A 12,753-nucleotide genomic window follows, 5' to 3' on the forward strand; every position below is an offset into this window, starting at 1 on the left:
TCATTGATACGATATTTCTTGTACAAACCTCATCAATTTATGAATCTGTCTGAATTAAAAAAGAAATCCGCTGCTGAAGTCTTTGAAATGGCTCAGGCTTTGGGTATTGAGAGCATTTCCCGTACCCGCAAGCAAGACATCATTTTCGCCCTGTTGAAAGCCCACGCACAAAACGGCGAGGACATCTACGGCGATGGCGTACTGGAAATTCTCCAGGACGGTTTTGGTTTCCTGCGTTCCCAGGACTCCAGCTACCTTGCAGGGGCAGATGACATCTATGTTTCTCCCAGCCAGATCCGCCGTTTCGGTCTGCGCACGGGCGATACCATTGCGGGGAAAATCCGCCCGCCCAAGGATAATGAGCGTTATTTCGCTCTGTTGAAAGTGGATAACATCAACTATGAACCACCGGAAAGCGCCCGCAACAAGATTGCCTTTGAAAACCTGACACCACTGCACGCCGATGAGCGTATGCGTATGGAGCGGGGTAACGGCAGTCGTGAAGATATTACTGCCCGCGTCATTGATATTGTCTCCCCTTACGGTAAAGGTCAGCGTGGTCTGATTATCGCGCCGCCCAAGGCCGGTAAGACCATCATGCTGCAAAACATTGCGCAGAGCATTGCCTCCAATTACCCGGAATGTTACCTGATCGTCCTGCTGATCGACGAGCGCCCGGAAGAGGTGACGGAAATGCAGCGTATGGTACGTGGCGAGGTTATTTCCTCCACGTTTGACGAGCCAGCCGCCCGTCATGTGCAAGTGGCAGAAATGGTCATCGAGAAAGCCAAACGTCTGGTCGAGCACAAGCGTGACGTGGTGATCCTGCTGGACTCGATTACCCGTCTGGCGCGTGCCTACAATACCGTGGTTCCGTCATCCGGCAAGGTATTGACGGGTGGTGTGGATGCCAATGCCCTGCATCGTCCCAAGCGTTTTTTCGGTGCAGCGCGTAATATCGAGGAAGGCGGTAGCTTGACTATCATCGCTACGGCGCTGATTGATACCGGCTCCAAGATGGATGAGGTTATCTACGAGGAGTTCAAGGGAACCGGCAACATGGAAATTCATCTGGATCGCCGCATTTCCGAGAAACGTGTATTCCCTGCCATCAACATCAACCGTTCCGGCACGCGCCGCGAAGAGTTGCTGACTTCCCAGGAAGAACTGCAAACCTTGTGGGTATTGCGCAAGTTCCTGCATGGCATGGACGAGCTGGAAGCAATGGAACTGCTGTTTGACAAGCTCTCCAAAACCAAAACCAACAGCGAATTTTTCGACGTTATGCGTCGCGGGTGATTGTAGGGGCGCACCTCTGTGTGCGCCCTGTCTTGAAGAGGGTAGACACAGAGGTCTACCCCAGCAGGTCTGTCAAAGATAAGCCTTCTTCCCGTAGGTATTGATCCAGCCGTCGCTGGTCAATCGCCACGTTCAGGCAGAAATTACCTTCATCTGAAATCTGTTCCTGTTGAATGGCCTTGTCCGCGTATAGCCGGGCACGTAGGCGTGCATGTTTGGGAGAGATGTGTAGCTCGCCGTGGAACATTTGTCCGGCGAAATAATTACCGAGATATTCCAGCAGGATGTCCAGTCCCCAGTGTTGTTGAGCGGAAACATAAACACGGGTAGGGTTGGTTCCATTGCCTTCTTCAATGTGGGGTGTCTGCCCGCCAAGGTCGATCTTGTTCATGATTTCGATTTGCGGCACGTTTTCTGCACCAATTTCGGCAATGACCTTGTTGACCTGTTCACGGTACAGCTCAAGCTGTTCGTCGTGGCTGTCGATCACGTGCAGCAACAGGTCGGCATCAACCGTTTCCTGCAAGGTGGAGCGGAATGCCGCCACCAGATCGTGGGGCAGGTGGCGGATAAAACCGACTGTATCGGCAAGGATGATTTCCTGCTGATTGGGTAATTGTACCCGGCGCAAGGTGGGGTCAAGCGTGGCAAACAACTGGTCGGCAGCGTATACGTCTGCCTGTGTCAGGGCATTGAACAAGGTAGATTTGCCCGCGTTGGTATAGCCAACCAAGGAAACCGTGGGAATTTCAGCCTTTTTGCGGGCTTGTCGCCCTTGTTCGCGCTGGTTTTGTACTTTTTCCAGACGTTTGTTGATCTGTTTGATACGTTCACCTAGCAAGCGGCGGTCGGTTTCGAGCTGGGTTTCCCCTGGGCCGCGCAAGCCGATACCGCCTTTTTGGCGCTCAAGGTGAGTCCATCCGCGCACCAAGCGGGTTGACAGGTGTTTTAACTGCGCCAGTTCAACCTGAAGTTTGCCTTCATGGCTGCGGGCGCGTTGGGCAAAAATATCCAGAATTAGGCCGGTACGATCCAGAACGCGGCATTGCAGCAGCTTTTCCAGATTGCGTTCTTGGGCAGGTGAAAGGGAGTGGTCGAAAATAACCAGATTGGCATCATGGGCGAGTAGCAAATCACGTACTTCCTGTGCTTTGCCTTCGCCAATAAAGTAACGCGGGTCAGGGCTTTGCCGTGAACCGCTGAGAAAACCTGTTACTTTTGCGCCAGCCGAAGATGCCAGCTCGATGAATTCCTTTTCATCCTGAACGGATTTTGCCGAATTGAAACTGATCTGAACAAGTACGGCATGTTCACCGCCTCCGGGACGTTCAAACAGTTCCAATCGGCAACCTTCCTGTTTTCTGTGTGGATATTATTCCGGAGCGAGTGCCAGCTTGATCGGGCGAGCAGGCACGATCGTGGAAATGGCGTGTTTGTAAACCAGTTGGCTAACGGTATTTCCCAGCAATACAACGAACTGGTCAAAAGACTCGACATGCCCCTGTAATTTGATGCCATTGACGAGGTAGATAGAGACAGGAATCCGTTCCTTTCTCAGAGCATTAAGGAAGGGTTCTTGTAATGTGTGCCCTTTCGACATGAGCTTCTCCTAAAAAATATACTCGGGTTTGTGGTTGTTATGGTCTCACACCTAAAAGCTAGGGGTTGGTGGTGAGCCAGTCGCTTCTTTCCTTCGACGCCTAAAAGCTTATCAGTTCTGTCGTCCCGCAAGAATGCCAGTTTGTCGGACGTATCCGTTCATCTGCCAATAAACGTTGAAACGTTGCTGATGACCGATGAATGGCTGAGTTCTGCGGGGTCATACACTGAAATGCCTCTTTCGGAACGCAACCACGTCATTTGACGTTTAGCAAGCTGCCGTGTAGCGACAATAGCACGATCGCGCATCTGATTGTAGTCTATTTCGTTAATTAAATAACCCCAAATTTGCCGGTAGCCCACAGCACGAATGGCTGGCAGGTGCGTGTCCAGATCACCACGGAGTAACAGTTTGCGTACTTCTTCGATGACACCCTGTTTTAGCATCTGCTCGAAACGCAGGGCGAGGCGTGCGTGTAGCCATGCCCGGTTTTGCGGGATCAGGGCAATTTTCAGTAGCTGATAAGGGCAAGCATCGTACCACTGCGCCTGTTGCAGTTCGGTCAGGGATTTGCCAGTCAGCTCGTAAACTTCCAGGGCACGTTGCAGGCGTTGTGGGTCATTGGGGTGGATACGTTGGGCGGCGATGGGATCAATACTTGCCAGTCGATCATGCAGTGCCTGCCAGCCGTGCTCGGCGGCTTCGGCATCGAGGCGGGCGCGGATGACCTGATCAGCTTGGGGCAGGTCTGACAGGCCGTATTCGAGAGCGCGGAAATACAGCATGGTTCCACCGACCAGTAACGGGATGCGCCCGCTGGCAGTGATGTCAGCCATTTCACGCAGTGCGTCTGCGCGGAAGTCGGCGGCAGAATAGGGTTGGGATGGGTCGAGGAAATCAATCAAGCGGTGTGGGGCTTGCGCCAGAGTGGCAGCATCCGGCTTGGCGCTGCCAATGTCCATGCCTTTGTAAACGAGGGCGGAATCGACGCTGATAATTTCCAGCGGGAAATGTTTGCGCAGTTCCACCGCTAGATCGGTTTTACCCGTGCCGGTCGGCCCCATGAGAAAGATGGCTTTGTCCATCAGCGCCCTCGCAGGAACAGTTTGTCGATTTGATCCAGGCTCATTTGTGTCCAGGTGGGGCGTCCGTGGTTACATTGTCCGCTGCGTTCGGTGCGTTCCATGTCGCGCAGCAGGGCGTTCATTTCCGGGATACTGAGCTTGCGATTGGCTCGTACCGAGCCGTGGCAGGCCATCGTTGCCAGAATTTCATTCATGGCGTGCTGGATGCGGTTGCTTGTACCGTGGGTCATCAGGTCGGCGAGTACGTCACGAACTAATGCTTCGCTATCGCCATCTTTCAGCAGGCTGGGAACAGCGCGGATCACCAGCTTTTCCATGCCCATCCTTCCCAGTTCAAAGCCAAGTGCGCGGAAGGTGTCGGCGTGTTGTTCGGCGTAATCGGCTTCTTTCTTGCTGACATTGAGACTGTGCGGCATCAGTAATGGCTGGGAGCGGATGGCATCTTCCGTCATGCTTTGCTTGAGGTATTCGTAGGTAATGCGTTCGTGGGCGGCGTGCATGTCCACAATTACCAGCCCGGCAGCGTTCTGGGCGAGGATGTAGATGCCGTGTAGCTGGGCGATGGCATAGCCGAGGGGGGGGGCCTCACCCCCAACCCCCGCACCCAGCCACTGTTCGTGTCGTCCCTCAAGGGGCGAGGGGGCTAAAGAGGGAGGTGGTTCTACTGGCTGGTATAGCTGCTGGTAAACGGCCATCTGTTCGCGCACGGGCATCTGTAAGCGCGTTTGGTATTGTGCCTGATACGACGGTTGATACGCCGGGCGCACCTCTTCGCTTCCCCCTTGGCAAAAGGGGGGCTGAGGGGGATTTTCTTGCAAAGGGGGGATGGCGGCGGTGGAGGTGGGCAATTGCGTCGGCGCTGCTGTTTCATCGCCCGGTCTGATGTCGGCAATCGCCTGATGCAAGGTGCGGAACAAGAAATCATGTACCAACCGCCCTTCGCGGAAGCGTACTTCCTGTTTGGTGGGGTGTGCGTTGGCATCCACCAGTTGTGGATTGAGTTCGAGGAACAAAATGAAGCCCGGATGCCGTCCGTGGTACATCACATCCTGATAGGCTTGCTTGACGGCGTGCGAAATCAGCTTGTCGCGCACATTGCGCCCATTCACATAGAAATACTGCAAATCCGCCTGTGAGCGCGAAAAGGTCGGCAAGCCTACCCAGCCCCACAAGCGCATTCCGGCGGCTTCATAATCCAGATACAGGCTTTGTTCGGTAAATGCACTGCCGCAAATGTCGGTAATACGTCGTTCCGCACCCATGCGGTCGCTGGCAGGGCGCAGTTGCAGGGTATTTTTCTGGTTGTGGTTGAGTTCAAAGCCTACATCGAAGCGGCTCAGTGCCATTTTGCGCACAATATCTTCGATATGCCCGAATTCGGTTTTTTCGGTCTTGAGGAATTTGCGCCGCGCCGGAGTGTTGAAAAACAGGTCAGTAACATCCACGCTTGTGCCGGATGCGTGGGCGGTGGGTTCGGGTTCGCCGAAAATCTCCTGCCCGTCACCGAACAGTTTCCAGCCTTGTTCACCCTCTGTTTGACGGGAACTGAGGGTCAGGCGGGAAACCGAGGCAATGCTGGGCAAGGCTTCACCGCGAAAGCCGAGGCTGCGTACCTGTTCCAGATCGTCCAGACTGGCGATTTTGCTGGTGGCGTGACGGCTGAGGGCAAGGGCAAGTTCGTCGCGTGGGATGCCGCAACCGTTATCGCGGATGCGGATACGTTTGATGCCGCCTTGTTCGATGTCGACCCCGATGCGGGTGGAACCCGCATCCAGGGCATTTTCCAGCAGTTCCTTGACCACCGAGGCGGGGCGTTCAACAACCTCGCCAGCGGCAATCTGGTTGATCAGGTGGGCAGGAAGCTGGCGTATCGGCATTAGTGCGGCTGGCCTCCTGCGGGGGGAACAACGGCTTGTGGTGCAGGAGCTGCCGGGACTGGTTGTACGGGGACGGGCGTTGCAGGCATTGCCGGTACAGGGGCTACGCCCGTTGTAGTCGGAGTAGCCGGAGTGGCTGGTGCAACTGGAGTCGCTGGTACTGGTTGTGCTACGTCTGCCGGTTTGGGAGCGGTAGGTACAGCCGGAATTGGTTCGCTGGCTGCTGGTGCAGACACCTGTGTTGCCGGGGTGCTGGCAGGTGCAGCGGTTGGTGTGGTAGCAGGTGCAGCTTGCTGGATACCTGTCAGATCCTTGGAGCGGTCATTGGTAATGCCGTAACGTGCCAGAATGCTGGCCTGGCTGTTCACGGCTTCCTTGCGGTCAATGACAAGCTGGTAGGCATCTGGGGTTTCCAGCGTGATGAAATCGCTAGTGGCTGACTGGATTTTGTCAAAGAACTCACGGAAGTTGCGAATGCTTTCGCCGTTGATTTTTTCGATCAGCAAATCGGTGTCGTGATGGTAGTCCTTGTTAATATCAGCAGGCAATACCTTGGTCATGATGACAGGTTCGCTGCGCTTTTCATCCGGGGATTCGTAAGTCAGTGCACCGATACGGGCAGGAGTACCTTCCATGCCGTCAATCACATCCTGATTCAGCGGCATGAAGACCAGCCCGCCAAAAATGAAATAGGACGGCTGTTTGTCATACTGCTTGGGTTTGACCAGCAGGTATTCCTTGCCGGGTTTGTCCAGATGGATACTGATCTCCATCGGTTGACCCTTGCGCAGGATTTTGAATTTCATGTCCTCGCCAATCTGGTGCATGTCGATGTAATGGGTGTGGTCGATGAACTCACCGGGGCGGAATTCGACCGTGCCATTGTTTTCAATCTTGTGCCCGTCGATTTCGGTCACGATGTCACCTACCTGTACTTTGCCGTCAGCAGGTGACTGTTTGTAAATCTTGTGTACCAGAATGCCGGTATGCTCATCGTTCATGCCGTATTTGCGGCGCATGGCGGGGTTTTCCAGAGATTGTGTCATGAAACCGTGGAAACCGTAGCCGTCGATCTTGCCATCTTTCATGTCATCCAGCACGTGGCGGATGATGGGGGTAGGGATCATGTAGCCAATATTTTCGGTCAGGAAACCGGATTGCATGGCAACACCTACCACTTTGTCACCGGAAATGACCGGGCCGCCGCTGTTGCCAAAGTTGATGGCGGCATCGACTTGTGCAGCCATCAGGTTTTCGCCGGTATGCACGTAATTCTGTTTTTCAATGCGCGAAACCACGCCGCGTGTAACACTCAGGGTGTTGCCACCAATCGGGAACCCGTAAACTTCCACGGATTGCTGCATCTTGGGCAGGTCGCCAAGTTCCAGCGGCTTGATGCCTTTGTAGGCGTTGGCATCTTTGGTGCGCAGGATCGCCAGATCAGATTCGTGCGAAATATATACAACGTCAGCTTCATAACGTTTGGTTTCGCCATGACGCTGGATTTCTATGAAAGTCGCATCAGCGGCAACGTGGGCATTGGTCAGAATCAGGTTGCCCTCGATCAGCAGACCGGAGCCGGAGCCTTTGCGTGAATCGGAATTCCATGGTGACAGGGCTTCATAGATGTGTTGGACAACGTGTATCTTAACAACCGCATCCTTGATTTTTTCGCGTAATTCATCGCTGATGGTCGCACTGTCCAAGGCAGTTGTCACCGGTTCCAGCGCAGGCGGTGGTGCTGTTGCGGGAACGGCGGGTTCTGCGGCTGGCTGGGGTGTTGGTGCAGTGGCTGGCTGGGCGGCGGTGGCAGGTGGATTCAGTGCAATTTCAGCGAATAAAACAGGCGAAGCTGTCAGGCCGAGGCATAACAGGCTCGTCATGAGAGTGGTTGTATGACGCATATGGGGAAACCCTTATTAATTAAATCATTGCCCTTTGATGAGAGGGAGTCTAGTCCTAAGTTACATATCTTATCTGTAATTATGCTGCGAAAACATCTTGATCTATCGGTTTTTAGGGTAAAAGTTGGTATTCTTCGCCATCTTGATAGAGCAGCGAATAACTGTCAGCGACAACAGGACAGACAATGATGGACTATAAGCACACACTAAATCTGCCAAATACACCTTTTCCCATGCGCGGTGATTTGGCAAAACGTGAACCGGGCATGTTGGCGGATTGGGAAAATCGCCAGATTTACCAGCAATTGCGTGAATACGCCGCCGGTCGCCCCAAATTCGTGTTACACGACGGGCCACCCTATGCCAATGGCAACATTCATATCGGTCATGCGGTCAACAAAATTCTCAAGGACATCATCGTCAAAAGCAAAACCCTGAGTGGTTTTGATGCTCCTTATGTGCCGGGCTGGGACTGTCACGGCTTGCCTATCGAACTCAAGGTTGAGGAAAAGCTGGGCAAGGTGGGTGACAAGGTGGATGCGTTTGCTTTCCGCAAAGCCTGCCGTGATTACGCCAGCGAACAGATTGACCTGCAACGCAAGGATTTCAAACGGCTGGGGGTGTTGGGTGACTGGAAAAACCCGTACCTGACCATGGATTTCCAGACCGAAGCCGATATTGTGCGGGCGTTGGGGCGGATTGCTGCCAACGGGCATCTGCACAAGGGCGCAAAGCCGGTGCATTGGTGTACCGATTGCGGCTCGGCGCTGGCAGAGGCGGAAGTGGAATATGCTGACAAGACTTCCTTCTCCATCGACGTGCGCTTTACCGTTGCGGACGAAGCTGATTTGCTGCAACGAGTGCCGCAAGCGGCTGGTAACGGTGAAATCGCTGTAGTCATCTGGACAACCACACCGTGGACATTGCCTGCCAACCAGGCGGTTGCCCTGAACCCGGAACTGGAATACGTGGTGGTGCAAACCGCTTCCGAACGTCTGGTGCTGGCAGAAGCCCTGTACGAATCTGTCTTGCAACGCGCTGGCATCAGTGATTTCAGCATCATTGCCCGCTGCATGGGTGACGTGCTGGAAGGCTTGCAGTTGCAACACCCCTTCTACGCCCGTCATGTGCCGGTCATCCTCGGCGATCATGTCACCACCGATGCCGGTACAGGTGCTGTCCATACCGCACCCGGTCACGGTCAGGAAGACTTTGTGGTTGGCATGAAATACGGCCTGCCGGTGGATAACCCGGTCGGTGGTGACGGTTGTTTCCTGCCCAACACCGAATTGTTTGCGGGTGAATCCGTCCACAAGGCCAACCCGCATGTGCTGGACGTGCTGACCGAACGCGGCAAGCTGCTGAAAGCCGACAAGCTGCGCCACAGCTACCCGCATTGTTGGCGGCACAAGACCCCGCTGATTTTCCGTGCTACCCCGCAATGGTTCATCAGCCTGGAACAGAACGGCCTGCGTGCCAAGGCGCTGGAAGCAATCCAGGGGGTGAAATGGGTTCCCGACTGGGGCAAAGCACGGATCGAAGGCATGGTACAGAACCGCCCCGATTGGTGTATTTCCCGTCAACGTAACTGGGGTGTGCCGATTGCGCTGTTCATCCACAAGGAAACGGGCGAATTGCACCCACAAACTGACGCCCTGATTGAGGCGGTAGCGCAGCGGATTGAGCAAGAGGGTATTGATGCCTGGTTCCGCCTGCAAGCGGAAGAACTGCTGGGTAAGGATGCGCCCAATTACGATAAGGTAAGCGACACGCTGGACGTGTGGTTTGATTCCGGTGTCACCCATGCTTCGGTATTGGAACGGCGTGCCGACCTGCAATTCCCGGCGGATGTGTATCTGGAAGGTTCTGACCAGCACCGTGGCTGGTTCCAGTCATCCTTGCTGTCGGCGATTGGCACGCGCGGCGCAGCGCCTTACCGCACCGTGCTGACCCACGGTTTCACGGTGGATGGCAAGGGCGAGAAAATGTCCAAGTCCAAGGGCAATGTGGTCATTCCGCAGAAAGTGACCGATTCCCTGGGGGCAGACATCCTGCGTCTGTGGGTGGCTTCCACCGATTACAGCCGCGAAATGTCAGTGTCCGACGAGATTTTGAAACGCACGGCGGATGCTTACCGGCGTATCCGCAATACGGCGCGTTTCCTGCTGGCGAACCTGAACGATTTTGACCCGGCAACGGATGCGCTGGCGGCGGCAGACATGTTGCCACTCGACCGCTGGGCGGTGGATCAGGCAGCACAAGTGCAGGCTAAAGTGTTGTCGGCTTACGACAAGTTCCACTTCCACCTGATTGCACAAGAGGTGTTGAACTTCTGTACGGTGGAACTGGGCAGCCTGTTCCTCGACATCACCAAAGACCGCCAGTACACCATGCAGGCTGGCAGCCGGGGGCGGCGTTCCGCACAAACGGCGGCCTGGCACATCCTCAATGCGATGGTGCGCTGGCTGTATCCGGTGCTGAGCTTTACTGCGGAAGAAATCTGGCAACACCTGCCGGGTGGCAAAGCAGTGGATTCGGTGCTGTTCACGGAATGGTACGATGGCCTGTTTACGTTGGATGCCTCTGACAAGCTGTCTGCCAGCGAGTGGAATTATGTGTTCAACCTGCGTGAACTGATCAGCAAGCAACTCGAAGAGGTGCGCGTCGCCGGTCAAATCGGCGCAGGTCTGGATGCGGAAGTCGATATTTACTACCGTAAAGAGGCACGTGAGTCAGGTGCTGATCCACTGGTAAAACTGGGCGAGGAACTACGTTTCGTGTTGATTACCTCCGCAGCTCGTTTACACGGTTTGGATGCTGTGCCGGAAGGTGCTGCCGAAGTGATGGATGGCGTATTTGTGCAGGTAACGCCTTCCGCGCATCGCAAGTGTGTACGTTGCTGGCACCACCGGGAAGATGTGGGGAGTCATGCCGAGCACCCTGAATTATGCGGGCGTTGTGTTGACAATGTAGCTGGAGAGGGTGAGGTGCGTGAATATGCGTAGTTTTCGTTCCTTGTCGGCGGATACCGGCATGTTGGCGTGGCTGTGGTTGTCAGCAGTCGTCATTTTTTTCGATCAGTGGACGAAATGGTGGGCCGAAGCCAATCTTGAGCTGCATCAGCCTGTGGCTGTCATGCCTCACTTGAACATGATGCTGGCTTACAACGAGGGGGCTGCTTTCAGTTTCCTTGCCGGGATGGGTGGCGTGCAACGCTGGATTTTTGCAACGCTGGCCATCGTTGTTAGTATTTTCATCATCAATTGGCTGCGCAAATTACGTAAGGAACAGGTTTGGGCTGCGGTAGGGTTGGCACTGGTGCTAGGTGGTGCGATTGGCAACCTGATCGACCGCCTGATGCATGGAAAGGTCATCGACTTCATTGATTTTTATGTTAATTTCAATGTGCCGTTGCTGCTGAATAACGGACACTTTGCCACATTCAATGTAGCGGATATTGCCATCACCATCGGCGCAGTGCTGTTAGTCGTGTTGAGCCTGTTTGCCTCTGACCAGATAGAATAACGTTTGCCCCTCTCCCCTTGAGGGAGAGGGGGTAAGGGTTTAGCCCAGTAAGGTGCGAGCTACTCCCGCCTGCTTTCTGACCTGATCGGGTGCTGTGCCACCCAGATGGTTACGGGCAGCAACGGAGCCTTCCAGCGTCAATACCGCAAACACATCATCGCCAATGGCCTCGGAAAATGCCTGTAGTTCGATCAGTTGCATTTCGCTGAGGTCGCGTCCGGTTGCCACACCTAGGGCGACGGCTTTGCCAACCACTTCATGTGCATCACGGAATGGCAAGCCTTTGCGTACCAAATAATCAGCCAGATCGGTGGCAGTCGAGAAACCTTGCATGGCTGCACGGCGCATTTTGTCCGGTTTGGGCTGAACGTGCGGCATCATGTCGGCAAAGGCTCGCAGACTGCCAAGCAGTGTATCCACCGTATCAAACAGCGGTTCCTTGTCTTCCTGGTTGTCCTTGTTGTAAGCCAGTGGCTGACCTTTCATCAGGGTTAACAGGGAGAACAGGTGACCAAACACTCGCCCGCTTTTGCCCCGCACCAGTTCCGGCACATCTGGATTTTTCTTTTGCGGCATGATGGAAGAGCCAGTGCAGAAACGGTCGGGCAGGCGGATGAAATCAAATTGTGCTGAAGTCCACAGAACTAGCTCTTCTGAAAAACGTGACAGGTGCATCATGATCAGCGAGGCAACTGAGGTAAATTCGATGGCGAAATCACGGTCGCTGACGGCATCCAGCGAGTTGCGGGCAGGGCGCTCGAAACCCAGTAGTTGCGCTGTGTAGTCGCGGTCGATGGGGTAGGTTGTGCCAGCTAGTGCTGCTGCACCCAGTGGCATGATGTTGATGCGTTTGCGGCAATCCTGCAAGCGCTCGAAATCGCGTTGCAGCATTTCAAACCACGCCAGCATGTGATGCCCGAACGTGATCGGTTGCGCTACCTGCAAGTGGGTAAAGCCAGGCAGGATGGTGTCTGCTTCGCGTTCTGCGACCTCTACCAAAGCGTGTTGCAGGCGACGCAGCTCATGGCTGATACCGTCGACCTGTTCACGCAGCCACAGGCGTACATCGGTGGCTACCTGATCATTGCGTGAGCGTCCGGTGTGCAGTTTCTTGCCAGCTATACCGATCCGGTCGGTGAGGCGGGCTTCCACGTTCATGTGCACGTCTTCCAGAGCGACTTTCCACTCCAGCTCACCGTTATCTGCCATTTTTTCAATAGCATCCAATCCGCTCAGGATTTGTTCAACTTCACTGGCGTTTAATATCCCTGCCTTACCCAACATGCGGGCATGGGCGCGGGATCCCTGGATGTCGTGCTTGTACAGACGTTTGTCAAAGTTGATGGAGGCGGTGAATTCTTCGACGAAAGCGTCGGTGGATTCGCTGAAGCGTCCACCCCAGGGTTTGTCCCTGGTAGAGTCTTGTTGCTGTTGGCTCATGGGTTAGTACTGATTTTTCATCA

General features: G+C 54.6%; 9 protein-coding genes. 3 read left to right on the top strand and 6 right to left on the bottom strand.

Annotation, left to right across the window (positions count from 1 at the left end; genetic code table 11):
* Window positions 1–39 precede the first annotated feature (39 nt).
* Entirely contained in the window at window positions 40–1,299 is a 1,260-nt protein-coding gene (gene rho / locus B2U47_RS08900; protein WP_296679710.1) for a transcription termination factor Rho, read from the top strand.
* A 55-nt stretch (window positions 1,300–1,354) separates the two neighbouring features.
* On the opposite strand, the gene hflX is transcribed toward rho, so the two are convergent.
* The 5 genes from hflX to B2U47_RS08925 form a co-directional block, all read right to left on the bottom strand.
* Complete coding sequence (hflX, locus tag B2U47_RS08905) at window positions 1,355–2,641, bottom strand: ribosome rescue GTPase HflX (RefSeq protein ID WP_296679707.1); 1,287 nt, start codon at window positions 2,639–2,641, stop codon at window positions 1,355–1,357.
* Between the two features lie 30 nt (window positions 2,642–2,671).
* On the bottom strand, window positions 2,672–2,899 hold the full coding sequence (gene hfq / locus B2U47_RS08910) for an RNA chaperone Hfq (RefSeq protein WP_296679705.1): 228 nt from the start codon (window positions 2,897–2,899) through the stop codon (window positions 2,672–2,674).
* A gap of 158 nt (window positions 2,900–3,057) precedes the next feature.
* Window positions 3,058–3,984, bottom strand: a complete 927-nt coding sequence (miaA, locus tag B2U47_RS08915; protein WP_296679701.1) for a tRNA (adenosine(37)-N6)-dimethylallyltransferase MiaA — start codon at window positions 3,982–3,984, stop codon at window positions 3,058–3,060.
* On the bottom strand, window positions 3,984–5,861 hold the full coding sequence (mutL, locus tag B2U47_RS08920; RefSeq protein ID WP_296679699.1) for a DNA mismatch repair endonuclease MutL: 1,878 nt from the start codon (window positions 5,859–5,861) through the stop codon (window positions 3,984–3,986). Before mutL ends, miaA begins: the two co-directional genes overlap by 1 nt.
* Window positions 5,861–7,765 (bottom strand): S1C family serine protease, encoded by a 1,905-nt coding sequence (locus B2U47_RS08925; protein WP_296679697.1) that lies wholly within the window; start codon window positions 7,763–7,765, stop codon window positions 5,861–5,863. Before B2U47_RS08925 ends, mutL begins: the two co-directional genes overlap by 1 nt.
* Window positions 7,766–7,950: 185 nt before the next feature.
* Here B2U47_RS08925 and ileS point away from each other — a divergent pair, with 185 nt between their 5' ends.
* A complete protein-coding gene (ileS, locus tag B2U47_RS08930; protein ID WP_296679694.1) occupies window positions 7,951–10,770 on the top strand; it encodes an isoleucine--tRNA ligase in 2,820 nt (939 codons plus the stop codon).
* Window positions 10,763–11,290 carry a signal peptidase II gene (lspA, locus tag B2U47_RS08935; protein WP_296679692.1) on the top strand — a complete coding sequence of 176 codons (528 nt, stop codon included), beginning with the start codon at window positions 10,763–10,765 and terminating at the stop codon, window positions 11,288–11,290. The genes ileS and lspA overlap by 8 nt, the downstream gene beginning before the upstream one ends.
* A 39-nt stretch (window positions 11,291–11,329) precedes the next feature.
* Here lspA and argH read toward each other — a convergent pair whose 3' ends face one another.
* Complete coding sequence (gene argH, locus B2U47_RS08940) at window positions 11,330–12,730, bottom strand: argininosuccinate lyase (RefSeq protein ID WP_296679690.1); 1,401 nt, start codon at window positions 12,728–12,730, stop codon at window positions 11,330–11,332.
* Window positions 12,731–12,753 lie beyond the last annotated feature (23 nt).

It is taken from the genome of Thiothrix sp. UBA5583 (assembly GCA_002425225.1).
Lineage (GTDB): Bacteria > Pseudomonadota > Gammaproteobacteria > Thiotrichales > Thiotrichaceae > Thiothrix > Thiothrix moscowensis.

What these genes read in the sequence shown, in the direction of transcription:
- rho (WP_296679710.1), top strand. Translation starts at nt 40, where the DNA reads ATGAATCTGTCTGAATTAAAAAAGAAATCCGCTGCTGAAGTCTTTGAA.
- hfq (WP_296679705.1), bottom strand. Translation starts at nt 2,899, where the DNA reads ATGTCGAAAGGGCACACATTACAAGAACCCTTCCTTAATGCTCTGAGA.
- miaA (WP_296679701.1), bottom strand. Translation starts at nt 3,984, where the DNA reads ATGGACAAAGCCATCTTTCTCATGGGGCCGACCGGCACGGGTAAAACC.
- mutL (WP_296679699.1), bottom strand. Translation starts at nt 5,861, where the DNA reads ATGCCGATACGCCAGCTTCCTGCCCACCTGATCAACCAGATTGCCGCT.
- B2U47_RS08925 (WP_296679697.1), bottom strand. Translation starts at nt 7,765, where the DNA reads ATGCGTCATACAACCACTCTCATGACGAGCCTGTTATGCCTCGGCCTG.
- ileS (WP_296679694.1), top strand. Translation starts at nt 7,951, where the DNA reads ATGATGGACTATAAGCACACACTAAATCTGCCAAATACACCTTTTCCC.
- lspA (WP_296679692.1), top strand. Translation starts at nt 10,763, where the DNA reads ATGCGTAGTTTTCGTTCCTTGTCGGCGGATACCGGCATGTTGGCGTGG.
- argH (WP_296679690.1), bottom strand. Translation starts at nt 12,730, where the DNA reads ATGAGCCAACAGCAACAAGACTCTACCAGGGACAAACCCTGGGGTGGA.